This is a genomic window from Candidatus Amarolinea dominans, from assembly GCA_016719785.1.
Lineage (GTDB): Bacteria > Chloroflexota > Anaerolineae > SSC4 > Amarolineaceae > Amarolinea > Amarolinea dominans.
Window position 1 is genome coordinate 315,571 of sequence record JADJYJ010000003.1, and the last position, 22,280, is coordinate 337,850.

A 22,280-nucleotide genomic window follows, 5' to 3' on the forward strand; every position below is an offset into this window, starting at 1 on the left:
AGGGCGTTCCGCCGGGCGTCCACCTGCGTGGACGCGATGTCGGTCGGCGCAAGCCGACCTGGCGGCGTCACGCCCCTTCGCCCCGAACTCCATTCGGCGGCGGCCTTCACAACGATGCTGGCTGCGAGTCGGCGACGGTGCGCCGCTGTTCGAAGCGCTGCATGAAGCTGAGCACGGTGAATGCCTCAGCGATGTCTTCCAGGCCCACAAGGCCCAGGAACTGTTCATTGTCATAGACGGCCACGGTGCGAGCGCCCTTTTCGCCCATGACGGCACGCACCTCATCGAGCGATTGCGACGCGGTGACGCGCACGACCTCGCGCTGCATGATCTGGGTGACGTAGAGATCGTTGGATTCGGTGTTGAGCGCACGCAGCACATCCCCGCGCGTGACAATACCCAACAGCCGATCGCCCTGCATGACGGCAAAATCGGGCTGGTAACTGGTCAGGATGTGGCCGACCACCTTGCTCATGCGGTCACCAACAGCCAGGGAAGTGGCGTGGCGGTTGTAAGCATCGCCCACGCGCTGGGTGTCCAACACCGTACGCGCTTGCGCTTCGGAGTTCTCCTGGCCTGCGCCGGTAAAGATGAAGATGGCAATCAACACCAGGATGAAGTTGCCGCTGAGAACCCCCACCAGGCCCAGGGCAACAGCCGCCAACTGGCCGATGACCGAAGCGATGGCGGTGGCGCGCGGATAACCGAGGCCCATGGCCAGCAGGGCGCGCAGCACGCGGCCGCCGTCCAGCGGGAAGGCCGGGATCAGGTTGAAGAGCGCCAGGCTGAGGTTGGCCGCAAGCAGCCAGACCAGCAGAGTGGAGAGGGACGGCGTCATCTGCATGTCGGTCAACAGGCCGCGGCCATCGAGGACGTTCGGCCCCACCGCGAAGCCGGTGATGACGAGCAGGATGGCGGCAATGGCGAAGTTGACCAACGGCCCGGCGATGGCAATGAGCAGCTCGTGCAACGGCTTGTCAGGGTTGCGGCCGATGAGGGCTACGCCGCCCAACGGCAGCAGGATGATCTCACGCACGGGGATGCCGAAACGCAGCGCCACCACGCTGTGCCCCAACTCGTGCAGGGTGACACAGGTGAAGAGCAGTAACATCAACAGAACGCCGAAAGCCGCGCCGCTCAGGCCGGCCGGCCCGCCCCACTGAACCGCTCCCAGAATCAGAATCAGGAAAAAGGTGATATGAATCTTGATATCAATCCCAAAGACCTGGGCGATCCGAAATGACCACTTCATGGCATGACCTCCTGCGAATGGTGAGCTTCTGACTCACTGAATTGTACGAAGTTCTTGACTTACGTCAATTATTGGACTGCAAGAACAGGTCTGTTGTCACTGTGACTCCATCGTTCGGGTCCGGTCAAAAGGGGTATCTGACAACAGTCGTAGGTCACGCCTCCGGCGCGACGACTCCCTCAGCGACAAATCACGCTTTGGTGCGTCGAAGAGGCAAGCCGGAGGCTTGCGTTACGGGTAATGCTCGCATGCGAGGTTTCATGATGCATCGAATCATCGTTATTGGCGCGGGCATCGGTGGGTTGACGGCACGCTCTGGCGGCGGGGCCGATGTCACCGTGCGGAAGGCGAGGGGGTTGGGGGGACGTTTTTTCACCAGGGCTACCGCTTCGACGCAGGCGCGACGCTGGCGGCCGGGTTCGATCCGGAGGGCGGGATGACGCGGCTGGGCCAGGCGCTGAACATCACCTGGCCGGTCGAGCCGGCGCGCGAGGCCATGCGCGTTCACCTGGCGGGCGGGCAGGTGACGCGCTGGACCGACCCCGCGGCCTGGCAGGCAGAGCGCCTGGCCGTGTTCGGTCCGGCTGCGGAGCGGTTCTGGCGCTGGCAGGAGACGACGGGCGACCGCATGTGGGAGGCGGCGCTTGCCGGCGTCCCCTGGCCGCCGCAGTCCGCGGCCGATCTGGCCCGTCTGGCCGGCGTGGGGCTGGGAGTGGCCGCCGCGGCGAAGGCGCAGCTCCCCGGCCTGGCGCTGGACAGTGTGCGCCCGGTGGCGGCCCGGCTGACCGGCCTACCGACTCTCCTGCGCCAGTATGTGGATGGGCAGCTCCTGATTGCGGCCCAGGCTGCTTCGGATCGCGCCAACGCGCTGTATGGCGCGTCTGCGCTCGACATGCCGCGGCGCGGGGTGGTTCATGTGCGGGGAGGCATCGGCCAGTTGGCCGAAGCGCTGGCCGGCGCAGTCCGCCGCGCCGGCGGCCAGGTGCATTACCGGCAGCAGGCAACCCGTGTGGCGCCGCGGGCCGGGGGCGGTTCGGCTGTGGAAACCAACAAGGGCGCTCGTTTCGAGGCCGAAACGGTCATTTTCAACCTGCCGCCACACGACGCCGCCGCGCTGATGGGCGATGACGCGCCGAGCCGGCTGCGACGGGCCAGCCTGCCCGCAGATGGGTGGGGCGCGTTCATGGTTTACGTTGGGCTGGACGGCGCCGGGCTACCGGCCGATCTTCCGCTGCATCACCAGGTGCTGGTGCGTGAGCCGCTGGGCGAAGGCAACAGCGTCTTCTTGTCGCTGAGCCTGCCCGGTGACGCGGGCCGGGCGCCGGCCGGGCAGCGCACTCTGACGATCAGTACGCACACCAACCTGGCCGCGTGGTGGCGCCTGTTCGAGCAGGACCGCGCCGCGTACGAGGCGCGCAAGGTCGAATACACCGAGCGGGTCATGGCCGCGGCTCAGGTTGCCATCCCTGGGCTGGCTGCAGCCGCTCGCCTGATCCTGCCCGGTACGCCGGTCAGCTTTCAGCGCTTTACGCGGCGCAGCCGAGGCTGGGTGGGCGGCTTCCCGCAGACGAACCTGTTTCGGGCCTGGGGACCGCGGTTGGGGCGGCGCCTGTGGCTGGTGGGCGACAGCATCTTCCCCGGCCAATCCATCCTGGCGACTGCGCTGGGGGGCCAACGCGTCGCGCAGGCGGTGCTATCGTCAGCTTTGCAGGGTCTTTGACCGGAGATGGTTCTGATGTTACAATGGCATCCTCGTAGTCTATTAATGAAGTATGAAAGGACGCCGGCTCATGCCGCCAAACCAATCTTTTGGTCGTTACGTTGTCACCCGCCGCCTGGGCCGCGGGGGAATGGCCGAGGTTTACGAAGCCAACGATCCGCTTCTCAATCGCCCGGTGGCGATCAAAGTCATCTACGCGCACCTGGCCAGTCAAGATGGCTTCGATCAGCGCTTTCGCCGTGAAGCGCAACTCGTCGCTTCGCTACGCCATCCTCACATCGTTCAACTCTACGACTTCGGCATCGAAAACGAGCAGCCGTTCATGGTCATGGAGTATCTCAATGGCGGCACTTTGCACGATCTCCTGCTGCAGTGGCGCAGCCGGGGCGCCATCATGCCGCTGGATGAAACGGCGCGCCTGCTGACGAAGTTAGGCTCGGCCCTGGACTATGCACACGAGCGCGATGCCATCCATCGCGACATCAAGTCGTCCAACATCATGTTCACGGCCGAGGGCGAGCCGGTCCTGACCGATTTCGGTATCGCGAAAATCCTGAGCGAGGTGGCGCATTTGAGCGCCACCGGCAGCGTGATGGGTTCGCCCGCGTACATGGCGCCGGAGCAGGCGATGGGTCAGCCGGTGGATGCGCGCAGTGACCTGTACGCGCTCGGCATTGTGCTGTACGAGATGGTCAGCGGTCGTGTGCCTTTCCAGGCCGATTCCCCCACGGCCGTCATGATGCAGCATATCTCGCAGCCGCCGCCGCCGCCCCGCCAGTTCAACCCACAGTTGCCGCCGGCCGCCGAAGCGGTGATTCAGAAGGCGCTGGCTAAAGACCCCGCGGCCCGCTTCAACCGCGTGAGCGAACTGGCGGCCGCGTTTCAGGCGGCCGTGACCAGTTCAGAGATCACGCTGGTGAACGCTCTGTTCGTGCGCGATCCGGCGGCCACGATGGTGTCAGGCGAGCTGACGGCACACGCGGCCACGGCTGCGCCCACGGCGAGCAGGTCAACCCCGCCGAGCCAGACGCCCGCTCCGCTCCCCGCCAGCCCTCCGGCCGGCCGTGCCGCGCGCGGCTGGCTGCTGCCCGCGTTGGCGGCCCTGGCGCTGATCGCGGTCGTGAGTGTCTTCTTGCTGTTGCGCGCCGGTCAAGTCAGCGAGATGGGGATGCCAACGGTTGACCTGTCCCTCGTGCGCTTCAGCGATGGCGCGGCGCTTTCCGATCAGGCCACCGCGACGTTGAACGGCGTCCCCGCACCAGCCCCCGGGACGCAGTACGAAGTCTGGCTGTTGCGCGGCGATGAACGACGCCAGAGCATGGGCATCATTCCGATCACAGACGGCCAGGGCACGCTCAGTTTCGCCGATCCCAACAGCGGCATCCTGCTGGCCGATTTCGACGCGGTCGCGGTCACCATTGAATCGGCGCCGGACAACAACCCGATGCCGGGGGCGACTGTCCTGTGGCAGGGCCAGTTGCCCGCGCAGGCCCTGATGCATATCGGCCACGTCCTCGTGGCTCGTGAAGACACGCCGGACAGCATCGGTTACGCCGTGGGCCTGCGCGTCCAGGCGGAACTTCTGCAGGAGGCCGGCGCTGCCCAAATGGCTGCGCTGCAGGCGCAGGACCTGCAGCAGGTCAGGCAGATCGCGGAGGGCATCATCGGCCTGATCGAAGGGGGCGCGGGCGAGCACGCAGGCGATCTGAACGGCGACGGGGTCGTGTCCAATCTCGGCGATGGCTTTGGCCTTCTGCCCAACAGCACGCACGTGGGCTACATTCAGGGAACCCTGGAACATGCCAGCCTCGCCGGCAGCACGCCTGACTCCACAGACGCCATCAGGCAGCACGTACAGCATGTGCAAGTTGCCATCCAGAACGTGAGTGAGTGGGTGGTCAGTCTGCGTGCTCTGTCGCTGCAAATTGCCCAGACAACCGACCTGGGCGCGGTGAATGCCGCGGTGCGTGAGGCCGCGACGCTGACCAAACGTATTCTGGATGGTCAGGACATCAACGGTAATGAGAGCGTAGATCCGATTCCCAACGAGGGCGGCGTCATCACCGCCTATTTGCACGCCCAGTTCATGGCCGACATCATTCTGACCAAGCCGTAAGCGGCTGGCGGGACGAACCCAGGTGAAGGGCAGTGGGGAAAGTAACGACCTGTGAACCAATTACTCGGCTGGCGCTGCACGCTGTGCGGCGCGACCTATGCACCGCATGAGATCGAGTATGTCTGCCCGCAGCACGGCGACGCGGGCATCGTGGATGCCGTTTATGACTACGCCGGCATTGCGGCCGCCGCATCGCCGCGAACCCTGGCGGCCAGTCGGGACACGTCCATGTGGCGCTACCGGGCGCTGCTGCCGGTCGCGGGTGACGCTCCCGTGCCGCCGCTGCACGTCGGCGGCACGCCGCTCTATCACGCGGCGGCCCTGGGCGCGCAGCTTGGCCTGCCCAACCTGGTCGTCAAGGACGATGGTCGCAACCCTACCGCGTCGTTCAAGGATCGCGCCAGCGCGCTGGTGCTGCTGAAGGCGCAGGAGCAGCGCGCGGCCATCGTGACGACGGCCAGTACGGGCAACGCCGGCGCCGCGCTGGCCGGGTTGGCCGCCAGCATCGGTCAACCGTCGGTGATTTTTGCGCCCAAAACCGCGCCGCCGGCCAAAGTGGCGCAACTGCTGACCTACGGCGCCACGGTCCTCCTGGTGGATGGTAACTATGACGCCGCGTTCGAGCTTTGCCTGGCCGCGTCCAAAGAGTTCGGCTGGTACTGCCGCAATACCGGCTATAATCCTTACACGGTGGAGGGCAAGAAGACGGCCGCGTACGAAATCTGCGAGCAGTTGCGGTGGCAGGCGCCGGACGCCATTTTCGTCTCCGTGGGCGACGGCAACATCATCACCGGGCTGCACCGCGGCTTGCAGGATTTGCTGGCGCTGGGCTGGATTGACAAGCTGCCCAGGCTGATGGCGGTGCAGGCCAGCGGCTCATCTGCCATCTACAACGCGTGGGCCAGCGGCGCGGACACCATCACCCCGGTGCAGGCGACCACCGTGGCCGACAGCATTGCGGCCGACCTGCCACGCGATGGCCTGCGCGGCCTGCGCGCCATTCGAGAGACCGGCGGCAAGGCCATCCAGGTGACGGATGACGAAATCCTGGCCGCGATCCCGCTGTTGGCTCGGCTGACCGGCGTCTTCGCGGAGCCGGCCGGAGCCGCGGCGCTGGCAGGGCTGCTGGCGGAGATTGGAGAGCGGGGATTGGGGAGCGGAGAGCGGAGATCGGAGATTGGAGAGCGGAGATCGGGGATCGGAGATCGGGGATCGGAGATCGGGGATCGGAGATCGGGGATCGGAGATCGGAGATCGGAGAGCGGAGAGCGGAGAGCGGAGATTGGAGATTGGAGATTGGAGATTGGAGATCGGAGATCGGAGATTGGAGATTGGAGATTGGAGATCGGAGATCGGAGATCGGAGATTGGAGATCGGAGATCGGAGAGCGGAGATCGGGGATCGGAGATCGGGGATCGGAGATCGGGGATCGGAGATCGGAGATCGGAGATCGGAGATCGGAGAGCGGAGATTGGAGAGCGGGGAGCGGGGATCGCGCCGGAGGCGACGGTGGTGCTGATGATTACAGGCAATGGGCTGAAGGACATTAGCAGCGCGATGAAGGCCAGTGGTCAGGCGACGATCATCGAGCCGACGTTGGCCGCAGTGAAGAAGGCGATCGGAACATCGCAGGGCAGGTGAGGGATTTCCTCTCCTCTCCTCTCCTCTCCTCTCCTCACCTCTCCTCTCCGCGCAGCGGACAGATTAACGCGGTTCTCCACCCCCTCTCCTCTCCGCGGACAGAATAGCCGGGTTCTCCACCCCCTCTCCTCTCCACTACGTGGAGAGGAGAGGGGGCAGGGGGTGAGGTGAGGCCCGATGCATCAAGCCGCGGTCACCACCACAGCCGGACTGCGCGCACCACCGGCTGCGCTCCAGTTGTAGAGCCACCACGAATCATACATGCTGAGATTGACACAGCCGTGACTGCGCGGCCGGCCAAACGCGTCATGCCAGTAGGCCGAATGCAGCGCGTAGCCGCTGTAGAAAAACGCGGTCCACACCACCTCTTCCAGGTAGTAGTAGCCCGCGCCGGGGCGTCCGCCCGCCATTCGGCCGCCGGGTCGGCGCAGCCAGGTGCGGAAAATGCCCTGCACGGTCGGCGTGCCGGGCAGGCCGGTCGCCACCAACGCGGCGTACACCGGCCGGTCGCCCTCATAGGCCACTGCCGTCTGATCGCGCAGGCTGACCGCCACCCAATACTCGTTGCTGCGAATCGCGGCCGGGCGTGTGCGCCCACGCGCCACGCCAACCCACTGCCCGTACACCCACTGCTGCTCGCCGATGCGATACCAGGTAGCGCCGCCGACGCTGGCGCTCTCCAGGATGTCCAGGCGCTGGTTGTGGGTGACTTCGCCCACCTGCGCGTAGTTCGTACCCGGCCCGCTGCGCACGTAGATGCTTGTGGACACCACCCATCCCACGGGCAACTGCGCCGCGCTCGCGACCGTGCTGACCGCGCTGGCCGGTTCGGCCGCGGCCGGCAGCAGGCGCACCCAACCGCTGTGAACCCAGCGCCGTTCGCCGATGCGATACCACACCGCGGTGCTGACCGTGGCCTGTTCCAGAATGTTGACCTCCGCGCCGGCCAGCAGGCGGTCAATCACCGGGTTGTCGGCAAAGACGCCAGGACGGGCGCGCACGTTCAGCACACTGGCGGTGACGACCCCGCGGCGGCCTGACGGCGGCGGTGGGGGCGGCGGCGGCGTAGTCGCACTGCCCAACTCCACCCCGGCCAGGCTCGATGGCGTCATGATCGTCACCGCGCTGGCCGGAACCCAATCCTGCCCGGCCGAACGGTACCAGAGCGCATCATGCACCCAGGCTTCGGCCGTAATCGCCAGGTAAGTGCCGGCCGCCAGGCTGCGCACCACGCGGCTGCTGCCGGGCGCGGCGTAGGTGCGCGCCCAGTTCCAGGCCGGCCGGGCGTAGCGATAGGGCTGCCAGGGCGTGCTGGTCTGAGCCACCTCTGGCAGCGCGCTGAGCGGCGCCGCGGCCAGCAGCGGTTCCAGGATCGCCATCTCCGGCGCTGTGACCGGGTCCGCAATGGTCAGCGCCTGCGCGGTCAGATTGCCCAGCCAGAAGCCGTCATGATCCAGCCAATCCACCGCCACCCAGTAGATACCCGGTTTCGGGTATTCCACGGTCCAGGCGCCCGTTTGTTGTGTGCCCAGCACGCCTGTCAGCCAATGGACTTGCTCGGCGCCGGCGTCCAGGCGCAGACGATGATCGGCGGCCAGCCCGTGGACCGCGACCTCAGCCCGCACGCGCAGCGGCTCCTGGTCATCGGGCCGCAACGTCAGCGTGACGGTCGGCGTGGCCGCGGCTGCAGACGCCGCGCGGGCCGCGGTCGGCGTCACCTCAGCCTCCGCGCTGAACTCCCCCCAGGTCAGCCGGGCGCGTGCGGGCGCGGCCTGGTCATAGGCATGATCGGCCAGGTCGAGGATGCGCTGTTCGCGCCAGGTCGTGGGCGCGGGCGCGGCCACCATCCCCAGGTCGAACTCGTGACCGTCGCCGGTTTCCAGGCGGGCCGGCGCCCACGCGTGCGCTTCATCCAGGGCCGCGGCGCTGAACGCGAGTTGAAAATGCACCATCTGGGGTTCCTGTCCAGGCTGGACAAGCAGGCGGATCGGAGTTGGCATGGTTGGTTCCTTTCTGAATGTGTCAAGGGCCAGGTGCGGTCGGACAGGCGTTGTCTGTCCTGCGCCGTAGTTTAGCATGGGACAGGGACAAAGCGGAAATGGAGCAGATGCCGGCCTTGCTGTTTTACAACAATTGATGTAAAATGTTCTCATAACGGAGGTCATGAAAACATGCTCACTCAGAATGTGTTACAAGAGGTTATTACCCTGCCCGAGGCGTCTGTTCTGGCTGCGGGAATGGGTCATGGACTCGATCGCAGCAACTTGCTGCGTTATGCTCGCACGGGACGGCTCGTCGCGCGCAAGAGCGGTGGAACCTGGCTCACTACACGCGCTGCGCTTGAGGTGCTGATTGTCGAACTGGCCGGCGAGACGCGTGGGCGTCCACGTGCTCAATCCGCAGCGTGGGCGGAGGTGACCATGACGCCGGAGTTGGAGGACATTCTGGCGAGAATTGATCGCTTGCGAGCGGAGTTGGCTCAACAGGTGCGCAGCCCGATCAATGACCAACGTCAGCGCCGCGAGCTGATTGTCGAGGCGATCTATCACACCAACCATCTCGAAGGCAACCAACTGTCACTGCCCGAAGTGCGAGCGGTGGTCGAGGCGTTCTGGGTCGAGACCAACGGACATGGAGGAATCAGCCAGGATGAGCAGTCGGCCAGGCGCCGGCGGTCTTCCTGAACTGCACGAAAATTGTCCAGGCTACGAACGACTACCAGCCAGTTGGTTTGTGAAACACACCATGGGCGTCGGTCAGCACTTCAGGGAATTGACTAACAGCCAAGACGCCTTGACGAATCTGTCTCACAAATGAGGCGTGTTGCGCCAGCACTCTACTCGTCGGATTCTTGTGCGGGTTGAGGATGCCAACGGGTATCCCAAGTTCCTGACGTGCGATCTTGATCGGCTCCAAGAGATCAGAATCGTTCGTTACAATCGCAGCCGTCTCGTATAGTTTCTTGTATCCGTCATTGATGAGATGAGCAGCAATGTTGACATCGGAGCCTTTCTCTTCCGTTTTGACGACTCTTACGAACCTTGGGCCATCTGGCGCCGGCTGCGCCAATGCCATCATGACGTCATGGGACAGGAATCTGCCAAAGATGATCTCGATATCGGGAAGTGTTCTCAATGCTCGAAGGTAGATTTGTTGACGAGTTGGCTTATCGGGATCGTCGTGACGAGCACTCACACGAGCGGTAAAGTATTTGATTTTGCCGATTTGGTGATTTGGAAGAAGCAACGCGCACATCGCGTGTAGGTTGAGCCACTTGTAACGTGTATCTTTGACTGCACCGTAGTACAAGTTGAAACCATCGATGTATACCCAGGTTTTCACCTTGTCTCCTTCTGAATAAGCAGAGACCGTACTCAGAGAGTACGGTCTCGCAGCCTGCTCCCGAAGGGACAGGGGGTTTGATGAATGAATTATAGATGAGTTCCGGACACGGGTCAAGTTACGGCGTTCGGCAATTGCTCAGGCTGATATCATCCACAAACATCCAGGTGCGGTCGCCCAGGCGCTGGTTGTCGTTACGCACCTCCAGGTAAACACGCACGGCGCGCCCGCGGTAGGCCGTGAGATCGAAACTGAGCTGCTGCCAGTCGTTCTGATTCTCCAGCTTGCGCCACAGCTCGCGTGATCCTCCTCTCGTCAGGTCGAAAATCAGCAGGAGCTGATAGTCGCCGCTGCTATCCCGCGTGCCCGGCTTGACCCACAGCGTCAGCGTGAGCTTCTGCGCGTTGGCTGGCAGGCGCACATCCTGGTACGCGGTCGAAAGGGTTGGGACGGCAGGATGAGAGCCAGGACTGCCGTTGGGCAGTAGCCCCAACTGCAAGGCGCGGCTGCCCGCATGCACCTCAGCGGTGGTGTAGCGGGCCGTGCTGTCCGTGGTCGTGAGCGTCCAGTCGCCCGCCTGTTCGAAATCTCCGTTGCGCAGGAGGTTGGCGCAGGCAGACGGCTCTTCAGGGTTCGATTGTTTTGCGGTCGCAACCGTCAGCGTAACGGCCGTCGCCTGGCTGTTGTTCCAGGTCACCGGCGTCGGCGCGCTCAGCGCCAGCGCGGGTGATTCCAGGGAAAAGGTGATGACCGCGCCGGGAACGCCGCACCCTGACCAGGGGTCCTCATCGGCCGCCCGCACCATGACGCTGTAGCCAATGTAGCTAATGCCGTTGGTCATCACCAATGTTGAGCCATCTCCGCACGCCCGCCCCTTGATCCAGGCGGTGAGGGTCAGGCCGGCCGTGGGGGAGAAGCTGCTGCCCGGCTCGATCGTGCCGGTGATCAGCGCGGGTGGGCTGACCAGGCTGCGGACGAGCGGCGGCAGAAGCGATGGGAGCGGGAGCGCCGGGCTTTCAGAGGACGCGTTGGTGCGATACCCCGATGCGGTTTCGGCAAAAGGCGATAATCCCTTGAAGCGCAGGACGGCATCGCCGGTGGTATGGATGAAGTAGCCCTGACCGAAGCGCAGTTCCTGCAGGGTGTTGAACCCGGCCGGCGCGCCGGGCGCGTAGACCTGCCAGGGATCGGTCTCCAGGTTTGGGGTGTAGCCGTAGACCAGGGTGAACGCGTCGTCCGGCAGGTAGGCCAGCGCAGCCGTAATCGTTCGGGTCGGCGGCTCCAACACAGGATAGCCAAAGGCATGCCAACCGGCCCCGTCCAGCTTGATCTCCGTGCTCGACAGCAGCGCGTACAGCCCCTGTTCCTGGATGGCGGCGACGGCGTTGTTGGAAGCCATGACCAGGGTGGTCGTCAACGGCTGCCATTTACTATTCTTCTCGTCCCAATGGTGGATACGCAAGAATGGCTCCTCGCCGGGCGGCACCTCGTTGCCGAGGTAGCCAATGCTGAGCGATGTCTTGGACAGGATGACATTCGATGTGGCTGCCAGGCGATAGGCATGGCCGATGAGCGTGGCCCAGGGAGGCAAGCTCCTCGGAATCGTGACTGCCGTCTGCGGAGGCAAGCTCGGAATCGTGACTGCCGTCTGCGGAGGCAAGCTCGGAATCGTGACTGCCGTCTGTAGGATCATCAGGCGGTCTTTACCGAGATCGAGATTTTGGCCGAAGAGCATGGCCTGCCCGTCGTTGGAGAGCACCGGCGCCAGGCGGCCGGTGCCCGCGATCTTCGCCAGGCTGCCGTTCACCGTCAGATCGAGCGTGATGCGGCAAGTCTCCGCGCCGGCCTGAGTTACCTGGTTTGTCAGGCAAAGTTTGCTGTCATCTGTTGTGATGTCAATGAACCCGGCGCTGCCTGTAAACGGCAAACTGGCCGTGAAGTCGTCGCCGTTGCGTTCCATGGTGATTGGCCCGGTCGCCATCAAGGGCGCGTCGCTCGGAACGATCGTTGCGCTGTAGTGCCCGGTGGTGGGGACGCCGCTCAGCGTGATCGTCATGACGGTTGTGGTGATGATCGTTGTTGAGTTGACAGAACTAGTTATCACCCCAGGGTTGACCGTCACCTCCGGGCTCCATTTCTTATCCAGTTCGCTCAGCACAATCTCCTGGTTTCCCCGCTCCTGCACCGTCGTACATCCCTGCCGGTTGGCGTCCGGATCCAGCACGCACAGCGTATCGTCGGCCTGCGCGCCGCGCGCCTGCACCTGGTCGAGCTGCGGCCGGCCGAGATCCACGATGCGCCGGTCGTCTTGCTTGTACAGGAACGCTCGTGCGCCGGGGCCGGGCTGAACCGGGCGTGCGGCGACATCCAACAGGTAGAAGTTGGGGCTTGCCAGGGTGGCGACCGGGTCGGCAGGCCATGTCTCGCTGGCGATCTGCGTCACGCGGAACGGTAGAATATCCGGCCCGGCCGTGTCCGTTGTTGGCTCCTGCAGCCAGGGATAGAACGCGTGAATCGTCGCCCAGTCCGACCGGCCGGCGCCCTTCTCAGAGAGGGTTTCCCCACATTTTATTTTCCAGTCGCCTGTCAGGTGAAACTCGCCGTTGCCCTTGTCATCGTCTTCCTTGTACGGATCGGCCATCACGCCGGTGCAGCTCCCGACCGGCTTCAGCAGATCCTTATCATCCAGGCCGAGATAGTTGTCGTCCAGGAAGAAAAGCAGATGCCCCAGCTCGTGCGCCAGGGCGCGCGGCCAATCTTCGTCCAGGTTGCCGGCCGCAGCGTCGCCAAAGCGGTTCCAGGCCGCGCCGATCTCCACTGCCCCAGGGCCGTAGGCAATGTCCGACTTGAGCGGGTCGCTGATGACCGCGCTGACGATGCCGCCCTGGGTTGCGTTGGGGCGCAGGCGGTTGGTAGCATGGATGCGCACATCCGCATCCAGCCAGGCGTTGCTGCCGTTGGCGGTTTGCTGCATGGCATCGTGAGTCAGCGAGATCTGGCCTAACGCCGCCTGGCCGTTGGTCCAGTCATACAGCAGTTCCGACGCGCGCACCAGGTCAGCCGTCAGCCGCTCCACGTACTGGCGGTCATTGTGCGCGTCCCATTCCAGGGCCACGCTTAGATTGAAGAGCAGCAAGGGATTGCTCGATGCGATGGTCAGCGTTTGCGTGCCCGGCGCGGAGACCGTGATGATGCCGGTTGTGACGCGCGGCATGGCGTTTTGGCTGCTCGAGTCGCTGGCCGGAATGATGGGCACGCTGGTGTAGAGAAGGCTGGCGCGCGTGACGGACAGGATCTTGGTCCGCGTCGCCGGCGCGGAAGCAGCTAACTGTTCGGTCTGTTGTGCCAGCGCCGCGGCCTCTGTCTGAGCGGCCTGTGCGACCGGCGCAGGTTCGGCTAACAGACCGGTCGGATTGAGCGGCGACAGACTGACCCACTGGTGCGTTTCTGGGACCGGCCACAGGGCAAACAAGCGATCGTCATGATTCAGATCAACGCTTTCGATAGGGCCGCTGAGAAGCGGCCAGGCGCTCGCCGGCCGCCCAGCGATACACCTGCGCGTTCGCGATCGTCGTCGTTCCGCTCAGCGTTTTGCTCTCCACTTGCAGGGGAGTCAGAATGGGGATGCTCACCCGGCCTTGACGAAAACTGCTGTATTGATAAGGGCCAGGAGGCCGATTCTGGCACGGCTTCACCGTGGATGTCAGCAGCATGCGCAGATCTATGTCGTCGCGCCATTGCTCCCATTGCTCGAATGGCAGATACCACTTCAGGACTCGCGTGGCTGTCATGGAGGTGGCATTGGGACTTTCCAGGATCTCCTTCGGGTCGTCGACAACCGCGGCCGCACGCCAGTTCCTGCCGCTGTCGAAGGAGATTTCCGGCGCTCGATTGAAGTAGCAGCCGCCGTTAGGCACCGCCAACGAATAGGTTAAGGGATGAACGGCTGCGAGCGCTTGCTTATCGGGTATCCGCTCCGTGGTTTTCAGGCGAATCGTTTGCGCGTCGGCCCGCTCAACACGACGCCGATTGGTGAAGAACATGAGCCGCCCCGTCCCATCGTTGGGGTTGTAGCGATCGGCGAACACGATGTCGGGCTTGCCGTCCCCGTTGAGATCTCCCGCGGCGACGGCGCGCGTGTAGTGCTTGCCGCGGGTCAGAATCACTGTCCTGGCGTCCGCAAAACCGCCCCGCCCATCGTTCAGGTAGATGACGTTGTCCAGCGCCAACATCCCGATGTCGCTGGACGTTGCCCAGACGCCGGCCACGATGTCGAGGCTGCCATCGCCGTCGAAGTCGGCCAGGGCCACGCTGTAGGTCTTGTTGTCGAGCGTGCCCAGGTAGGCGGCTCGTTCCGTGGAAAACGAGCCACTGCCGTCATTGAAATAGACCACATTGGGCGCAAAGAAGTTGGCAACCACCAGGTCCAGGTCGCCGTCCCTGTCGAGGTCGCCCAGGGCCAGCGCTTTGGTAGCCTCGAATTCGCTGCCAAAGCGCCAGTCTGGCTCGCGGGCAAAATGCCCGGTTTTATCGTTGAAATAGACAGCATTGAACTGGTTCTCGTTGCCGACGACGATGTCCGGTCGGAGATCGCCATTGAGATCCCCAACCGCCACGCTGGTGGTGGGATCGGTGGGGCCGCCCAGGGCCTGGGTAGGAGTAACAACAAAGCCGCCACGACCATCGTTGAGATAAATGGCGCTCTGATTCTTGCTGCCGGCCACGATGTCGGGCCAGCCGTCCCCATCGAGGTCGCCCACGGCCACGCTCCACGTGTCGCTCAAGGCGTTGCCCAGTTGCAGGGGATCGTTGGAAAAAGAGCCGCCGTCGTCGTTGTAGTAAACATGATTCGGCTGACCGCTTGCATTACCGGCGACGATGTCGAGATCCTTATCGTTGTCCAGATCGGCCAGGGCCAGGCTCGTGGTGGTGGCAGAAATGCCAAAGCGTTTCTGAACCTCGCCCAGATAGGTGAGCCTGCCTTCTTCGTACTTGTCTGGGCTGACTCCGGCCACGGCATCGAGCGTCCCGTTGCCGTCCAGGTCGCCCAGCGCCAGGCTGAAATACTCGCGCGACTCTCCGCCTTGGGCCTGGGCGAAGACGAGCTGGGGCGTCCCGGCCTGGGCAAAGTAGATGCGATGCCGTTCCTGGTGATTGGCCGCAATGAAATCGAGCGAGCCATTGTCATCGAGATCGGCCAGGGCCACGGCGTAGGTGCGATCAGCGCCAGAGCCAAAGTACTGCACGTCGTCCGGCGCGAAGCGCGCCCGGCCGTCGTTGAAAAGCACGCGGTTGCGGGTGGCGGCGCTGCCGCTGCGCTCGCCAAAGCCCACCGCCAGGTCGAGCGCGTCGTCGTTGTTGACATCGCCCAGCGCCAGGGTCATGGGCGCGTCGTTATTGGTGAACGAGAGGGACGATGATTTGCTGAACGCGGCTTGATCGTCGGCGACCGTGTTAGTGTAAATGATGAGCGCCTGTGATGTGGTGATGCCCTTCAAATAAGCAATCGCCAGATCGGGCGTTCCATCCCCGTTCAGATCGCCGGCGACCAGCGCGACGACGCGACCGCGCGCCGCGCCGATCGTCGCGGCCGGCGCGAACCCGGCGCCATTGCGATTGAGAAACACCTGCGCCGGCCGCCCATCGAATCCAAGCACCAGGTCGAGCCGCCCATCGCCATTGCCATTGACGTCGGCCAGGGTCATGGCCGTGGCGCTCATGGCCTCGGTCGCGGTCAGCCAGGCTGGCGCGGGGCTGAAACCGGCGTGGCCGTCGTTCCGGTAGACGCGGGTCATGGCGTTGGCGCCGCCCACGACCAGGTCGAAATCGGCGTCCCCGTCCAGGTCGCCAATGACCAGAGCAGGCGTCAGGGGTGACGTGATGGTCAGCAGCAACCTGGACGTGAACGTTCCCCGGTGCGCATTGAGATACAGCTGCGCCGGCGCCCCAGGCGCCAGCGCCAGCACATCGAGCCATCCGTCGCCATTCAGGTCGGCCACGGCGATCACGCTGGTCCGGGATGAATTGGTGAGCGTGATCGTCCCCCTAACCTCGGTGGGAAAGCCGCCGCGACCGTTGTTGAGGTAGATACGGTTGTCCTCACCCTGGTTGCCCACGACCAGGTCGAGGTCGCCGTCGTTGTCCATATCACCCACGGCCAGGCTGGTCGTCGGCTCGCTGCCCGTGCCCCATGCGGCGATGGGCGCCGGGCCAGAGGCCGAAGCGGCGGGCGGTCGCAAGGCCAGAAACAAGGCCCCCAGCAGCGCCAGGGTCAACGCGGTGGAAACGGCCAGTGCGCCCACAAGGCGAAGCCGTCGTCGAAGGTTCAAGGTGTTCATGCGTCCCTCCTTGCAGTCCATGTCTCTTGCAGATCGCGCTGCGCGCCCAGCCGCTCGAAGCACTCGGCGGCCGCGTCGAAGAGCGGCTGACTGGCCGCGGCGTCGCCCTGCGCCAGGTGCAGCCGTGCCCAGGCCAACTGCGTGCGCGCAGCCTCGTACGGGTCCGCGCCGTCCAGGAGCTCCAGGCTGCGCGCCAGGGCGGCCGCGGCGGCCGCGAACTGCCCGCTGGCGGCCAGGGCGCGGCCCTGCACCCGCAGGCTCATGCCCTGCTCGAGCGGCGCGTCCACGGCCGCGGTCAGCGATTGCTCGACGGCAGCCAGCGCGGCGACCGGGTCGCCGGCCGCCAACCCGATCTGGGCGCGGCGCCGATAGATCTCCGGCAAGAACCCGTGGATATGCGTGGTCGAGGCCAGGCGCTCGGCCGCGGTCACCTGGGCGAGCGCGGCGTCGAACTCTCCCTGGTGCTGCTGCCATTCGGCCAGGTTGAGCAACCCCGCGATCTCCTGCCGGACGAGTTGATGCTGGCGCGCGAGGTTGACCGCGGCCTGCAACTGCACCCCAGCCCCGGCGTCGTCGCCGCGGCGCAAGAGCAGGTAGCCCAGATTGACGGCCAGTTGGGTGCGCTGGGTGCCGCTGCCCACCCGGCCGGCCAGTTCATTGGCTTCGGTCAGCCTCTGGATGGCGCCGTCCCAGTCGCCCTGGGTGAAGATGTCGAGTCCCAGGTTCATCTCGGCAGTCACGCGCCAAAAATCGTCGTGCGTCTGCCGCGCCCGCGCCGCAGCCTGGCTGGTATGGCCGATGGCGCCGTCCAGGTCGCCCAACGCGCTGGCCACAATGCCCAGGTTGAGCTGCGCCCGCATCCAGAGTTGATCGGGCAGATTGGGCGTCTCTTGCAGCGCGGTCTGGGCCGCTTCCCGGCTCGCAGCCCAGGCGCCGGCCGCAATTTGAACGGTGCTCAGCGTCACCAACAGGTCGGCTCGTTCCAATCCGCTGTCGGCCCCCACCTCCTCCAGGCCACGATCCAGCCAGGTTTTGGCTTCATCGGGCGCCTGATCCGACAGCAGGTCGCCCAGGCGCTGACAGGCGCGCACGATCAGGCTGCGCCGCGCCGGCGTGGGCGGCAGGCGCTGGGCCAGCTCGAGGACTTGACGGTAGCTGACCTGAGCGGCCTCGCTGGCGCTGTCGAACTGATGGATTTCGCCGGCCGTCAAGATCAGCCGCGCCCGCAGGAAGTCCGACAGGGGGTGATCCGCAAACCGGACCAACAGCCGCGGCAGGGCATGGGCCTGGCCGCGATTGATGAACGCCATGACGTCGGCGGTCGCCAGTTCAGCCGCGTGTTCGATCTCTCCTGCGCGCAGGAAATGCTCGATTGCCAGCAGGGGATCGGGCTGCTCTGTTTCGTAGAAGGCGCCGGCGCGACGGTGCAGCGTCCGGCGGTCATCCGGGCCAAGATCGGCGTAGTAGTAACTGCGCAGGATCACGTGGAGATTGATCACGCGTCCCTCTGCGGTTTCTTGACCGCTCAGCAAATGACGATCGGTCAGCGATTGAATGGTGCGCCGCAAACCGCTGCGGTTGAGGACGGCGCTGAGGGCCGCGAGGGTCGCGGGATAGCCCAACAAGGCGGATACCGCGCGTAAAACCGTGCGTTCGTCATCCGAGGATGATTCATCAATCTGGCGAACCAGGAAGCGTTCCACGTCCTGTTGTTCGCTCAAACGGGCAATCAAGGTCGCAGGATCGTGGCTGTGACGCAGAAGCTCGGCCGCCAGGCTCAGCAGTTGGGTGTTGCCCTGAACCTGCGTGTGCAGCGCAGCCAGCAACTCAGGCGGCAAGTTGATGCCGCGTTGGGCCAGCAACACGCCCGCATCGGCGGCTGACAAGCCGTCCAATGCACGGAATTGCACGGTTTGGACAAAATCGGGGACGCGCCGCGCAATCAGAATCAGCGACACATCCCCGGCGTGGACCACCGTTGCCAGGCGTTCGACAAATGTCTTGATGAGCGGGCTGCTCTCATCTACCCGGTGAAAATCGTCCAGGCACAGAAGGCAGCCCAACCCGCGGAGTTCCTGAAACACGTAGTTGAAAAGTACGTCGGATTGGGGCGTACGGGTGCCGCGCTGGCGGGCGCTTTCCAGCATTTCCCACAGCCCGGGGCGCTCCTGGTAGTACAAGAAGCCGGCCAACTGCACAATGACGGCGTCCACATCCAGCGGTTCATGAAACTCGTACCAAAAGATGCGCGACGCCGCGCCGGCAAAGTCCCGCGCCAGGCGCGCGGCCAGCGTGGTCTTGCCCATGCCGGCCATGCCCGTGATGACCGCAAAATGCTTCGTGCGCAGAATCTCGCCAAAGTAGGCCAGATCGTCGGCCCGGCCCACGAAGTCGTCCACCGCGGGCGGCGCTTGCGGCCGCGGGGGCGGCGCGATGGCGTCTACGGAAGGTCGGAGCGGGGCAAGCAGCGCATAGAGGTCGGCGGCCAGCGCCTCATCGGCCAGCGCCTGGCGGCGCACCTGGGTGCGCAGGATGAGCTGCAGGTCAGCATCGCCCGGCGCTTGCGCCAGGTCTTCCAGGGCCAGGCGCAGGCGAGGCTGCCCGGCCACCAGGGGCTGCAGCGCGGGCCAAAGGGCGTTGCCGTCGCTCCGCGCGCCGGGCGCCGCTGTCAACTGCGTCAGCAGCGTGATCGCCAGGCTCTCGGTAAATTCCTCATAGCGGGCGTTGTTCAGGCCGCGCACTTCCCGCAGCAGGTCGGCGGTCAGGCGCTGGCGCTCCACGTAATCGAGCAGCAGGCGCGCCCGCGCCCCGCGCGTCATGCCGTCGGTAAATTGGTCATAGACAGGACGGAAGGTCTGAAAACAGAGAGCCTCGAAATCATCTTTATCGAGGGCCTTGGTCAGCAGGCGACTGAGTGTGATGAATTGGGCGGCCATGGGCGTTCTCCGGGTACGCAGCAATAACGGTTCGAATGCTCGCCAGGAATAGGATCGGTCAGGTCAACAAGACGGTTGGTTCGGGGGTCGGTTTGGATGAAAGCGCATCACCGGCCACAGGCTCGATCGGCGACGCGTTGCAGACATGATTGACAGGTCAATGGGGTGCATTATAGCGCAAAGGTCCTGCGCGTCCAAATGCCCAAATAAAACGGGCTGCCCAATCGTCTGCCAACGGCTTCTGTGCTATAATCTGGCCTCATGAACGACCATGACTCGCAAGCCAACACCTTTCATGTTGCGGTGCGGCCGGTGCAGCCGGCGGATGGGGCGCGTATCCTGACCTTGCTCGATCAGTCACGCCGCCGGGCGCTGAACTTTGGCGCGGAGGACCTGCCCGGGCTGCTGACCTCGGAGCAGACGAGCGGCACGGTCGCGGAAACCGGGCCGCTGCTGTGGGGCTTTCTGTTGACCACCCTGCTGGCGCAGCCGGCGCTGCCAGGCGAAACAGTCGAGCGCTGGGCTGTGCTGCGTGGCTGTGCGCTGCTGGGCGGCTGGCGCTCCGAAGAAGCCCTGCCCGCACTCTGGGAACCGGTGGCCGCGGCGCTCAGAGGCCGGCGTGCTCAGGCGGTGGTGCATATCGCTCATGCGGAATGGCTGCACACGCCGCTGCTGCGCCTCGGTTTTCAGATCAGCGATCATCTGGAGGTGATGCAGCGCGGGGTGGGGATTGACCATGCCAGCGACGGCGTGGGGCCGGCCACGCTGCGCCCCGCGCGACCCGACGAGGTCGCCGCGCTGCTGGCGGTGGACAGCGCGGCCTTCGCGGCGCCCTGGCGTGCGACCGCGACCGACCTGGCCGGACTGCTGGTCATGAGCAGCCATGCGGTGGTGGCCGAGGTGGAAGGTCAGGCGATGGGCTATGCGGTCAGCGACGTGCGCGGGGAAATAGGCGTGCTGGCGCGGCTGGCCGTCCATCCGACCGCCCAGGGTCAGGGCCTCGGCCGCCAACTGCTGACCGACGCGCTGCGCTCCTGCCGGCGCAGCGGCGCGACCAGCGTCAGCCTCAACACCAACGCCGGCAACCCGGCCAGTCAGCGCCTGTACAGCCAGCATGGCTTTCGCCTGCTGGGCAAGCGCACGCCGGTGATGACCTTGCGCCTTTCGCCGGCGCGTTGAGGGGGGTGCTGCATGTTCCTGACCATGATCCGCCGCCGCTGGCTGCCCATCGCAGGAGGCTTGCTCCTGATCGGCCTCTTTGCCGGCTTGCATCTCCTGGCGCACGGCTACCACTTTGGCCTCACCGAGGATGCGCACGCCGTTCACCTGCCGTTCCTCGAACAGACGCTCGACCCAGCCCTCTTCCCCGGCGATCCCATGCTCGCCACGCGCAGCGGCTACCCTTCCTTCTACTTCCTGCTCCTGGCCCTCGCCACGCGCCTGGCGCCCATTCCCACCCTCTTTTTGATTGTCCACCTGCTCACCTTGCTGGCCTACCTGGCCGCGGTCGCGGGATTGAGCCTGCGCCTGGCGCCGGACCGCCTGCCCCTGCGGCCCCTGTTGATCGGCCTGCTGCTCACGCTTTCCACGCTGCCGGTGCTCGGCGGGGATGATCTCGTCCTGCGCTCCGCGCTGCCGCGCCATGTGGGCCTGGCGCTGGCGCTGTGGGCTTTGCTGGCTGGGCTGTTGGAGCGGCGCCTGCTGGCCTTTGCCCTGGCCGGCCTCAGCATCAACCTGCATGCGCTCAGCGGCGGCTTTGCCCTGGCCCTCCTCCTGGCCGGCGACCTGCTGCGCCTGCCCTGGCGCCGCTGGGCCGCGCCCCTGCTGGCTGCCGCGCTCGGTCTGCTCCTGGCGCTGCCCACGCTCATCTGGTCATGGCAGGCGGCCGAACCGCTCACGCCCGCCTGGATTGATCTCCTGCGCCTGCGCTCATCCCAGCACAGCTTCCCGCTGACCTGGCCGCTGACCGATTTTGTCGCCTTTGGCTTGTGGATTTGGCTGGCCGGGCTGGCGTGGTGGCCCTTGCGGCGCAACGAGCAGGGGCGCTGGCTGGCCGGCGCGGCCCTGGCAGTGGCCCTGCTGGCCGCAATCGGCTTCATGGGCGCGGAGGTTTGGCCGCTGGGGCCGATCCTGCGCTGGCAGCTCTTCCGCAGCACACGGCTCCTGACCGTGCTGGCCCTGCCGCTGGTGGTGCGCTGGTTCCTGACAACCTGGGACCGCGGGGGATTGGCGCGCGCCGGTAGCCTGGTGACGCTGCTGGCGCTGTTCGCGCCGTGGCCCATCGTGTGGATCGTAGGCGTGCTGGCAGGGGGACTGCTGACCGCTCTCGCCTCCTGGGCGCCGCTGGATGGTCTGGCGCGGGCGATCGCCGCGCAGATCGTGCGGACAAGGCGCCTGCGCCTGGGCCGCTTCCTGGCCTGGCCGGCCGCGGTGCGCTGGACAACCGCCGCGCTGCTCCTGGCGCTGCTCGTCTCCGGCGCGGCCGCCCTGACCCAGCCCCGCGTTCCGGCCGATCTGCTGGCCGCCTGGCGTGATGTGCAGATTTGGGCGCGTGAGAATACGCCGGTGGATGCCGCGTTCATCACGCCGCCCTACTACTACGGCTTCCGCGTGGAGAGCCAACGGCCTGTGGTGGGTGAATGGAAGGACGGCACGCAGCAGTACTTCAGCGTGCCGTTCACCGCCGTGTGGTGGCAGCGCATGCAGGACCTGCACGCGGCCGGCGCCAGCGACATCCGTTACAACGACCTCAGCGCCGCAGAGGTGACCGCGATCGCACAGAAATATCAGGCCGATTTCATCGTTTTTTTCATCGAGCGGGAGTTGCCCTTCCCGGTTGTTTATCGCAATCAGTGGTTTCGCGTCTACCAGGTCAGCCCGGGTTGAGCAGGAATTCCAAATGTGGTTGCTGAAGACATCTGGAATGGAGGCTTTA

At 65.2% G+C, this 22,280-nt stretch carries 12 protein-coding genes; 6 read left to right on the plus strand and 6 right to left on the minus strand.

Annotated features, from left to right (window positions below):
* Positions 1-106: 106 nt before the first annotated feature.
* Positions 107-1,252, minus strand: coding sequence for a site-2 protease family protein (locus IPM84_04860; protein ID MBK9092100.1), 1,146 nt, complete (start codon positions 1,250-1,252; stop codon positions 107-109).
* Between the two features lie 436 nt (positions 1,253-1,688).
* Between IPM84_04860 and IPM84_04865 the strand changes: the two genes are divergently transcribed.
* The 3 genes from IPM84_04865 (at position 1,689) to thrC (ending at position 6,729) form a co-directional block, all read left to right on the plus strand.
* Positions 1,689-2,972: an FAD-dependent oxidoreductase gene (locus IPM84_04865; protein ID MBK9092101.1), complete on the plus strand. Its 1,284-nt coding sequence runs from the start codon at positions 1,689-1,691 to the stop codon at positions 2,970-2,972.
* Between the two features lie 70 nt (positions 2,973-3,042).
* Entirely contained in the window at positions 3,043-5,088 is a 2,046-nt protein-coding gene (locus tag IPM84_04870) for a protein kinase (protein ID MBK9092102.1), read from the plus strand.
* Between the two features lie 51 nt (positions 5,089-5,139).
* Complete coding sequence (thrC, locus tag IPM84_04875) at positions 5,140-6,729, plus strand: threonine synthase (protein MBK9092103.1); 1,590 nt, start codon at positions 5,140-5,142, stop codon at positions 6,727-6,729.
* A 182-nt stretch (positions 6,730-6,911) separates the two neighbouring features.
* Here the strand turns inward: thrC and IPM84_04880 are convergent, their stop codons facing one another.
* Positions 6,912-8,729 (minus strand): L,D-transpeptidase family protein, encoded by a 1,818-nt coding sequence (locus IPM84_04880; protein MBK9092104.1) that lies wholly within the window; start codon positions 8,727-8,729, stop codon positions 6,912-6,914.
* Positions 8,730-8,900: 171 nt separating this feature from the next.
* Between IPM84_04880 and IPM84_04885 the strand changes: the two genes are divergently transcribed.
* A complete protein-coding gene (locus IPM84_04885) occupies positions 8,901-9,413 on the plus strand; it encodes a hypothetical protein (GenBank protein ID MBK9092105.1) in 513 nt (170 codons plus the stop codon).
* Positions 9,414-9,444: 31 nt separating this feature from the next.
* Here IPM84_04885 and IPM84_04890 read toward each other — a convergent pair whose 3' ends face one another.
* The 4 genes from IPM84_04890 to IPM84_04905 form a co-directional block, all read right to left on the minus strand.
* Positions 9,445-10,071, minus strand: coding sequence for an NYN domain-containing protein (locus IPM84_04890; protein ID MBK9092106.1), 627 nt, complete (start codon positions 10,069-10,071; stop codon positions 9,445-9,447).
* A 118-nt stretch (positions 10,072-10,189) separates the two neighbouring features.
* Positions 10,190-13,543: a hypothetical protein gene (locus IPM84_04895; GenBank protein ID MBK9092107.1), complete on the minus strand. Its 3,354-nt coding sequence runs from the start codon at positions 13,541-13,543 to the stop codon at positions 10,190-10,192.
* A gap of 19 nt (positions 13,544-13,562) precedes the next feature.
* Complete coding sequence (locus IPM84_04900) at positions 13,563-16,409, minus strand: VCBS repeat-containing protein (GenBank protein ID MBK9092108.1); 2,847 nt, start codon at positions 16,407-16,409, stop codon at positions 13,563-13,565.
* Positions 16,406-19,345 (minus strand): AAA family ATPase, encoded by a 2,940-nt coding sequence (locus IPM84_04905; GenBank protein MBK9092109.1) that lies wholly within the window; start codon positions 19,343-19,345, stop codon positions 16,406-16,408. The genes IPM84_04900 and IPM84_04905 overlap by 4 nt, the downstream gene beginning before the upstream one ends.
* A 261-nt stretch (positions 19,346-19,606) precedes the next feature.
* Here IPM84_04905 and IPM84_04910 point away from each other — a divergent pair, with 261 nt between their 5' ends.
* Together IPM84_04910 and IPM84_04915 are read left to right on the plus strand one after the other, a co-directional pair.
* Complete coding sequence (locus tag IPM84_04910) at positions 19,607-20,524, plus strand: GNAT family N-acetyltransferase (protein ID MBK9092110.1); 918 nt, start codon at positions 19,607-19,609, stop codon at positions 20,522-20,524.
* A gap of 12 nt (positions 20,525-20,536) precedes the next feature.
* Positions 20,537-22,231, plus strand: a complete 1,695-nt coding sequence (locus tag IPM84_04915; GenBank protein MBK9092111.1) for a hypothetical protein — start codon at positions 20,537-20,539, stop codon at positions 22,229-22,231.
* Positions 22,232-22,280: the final 49 nt, after the last annotated feature.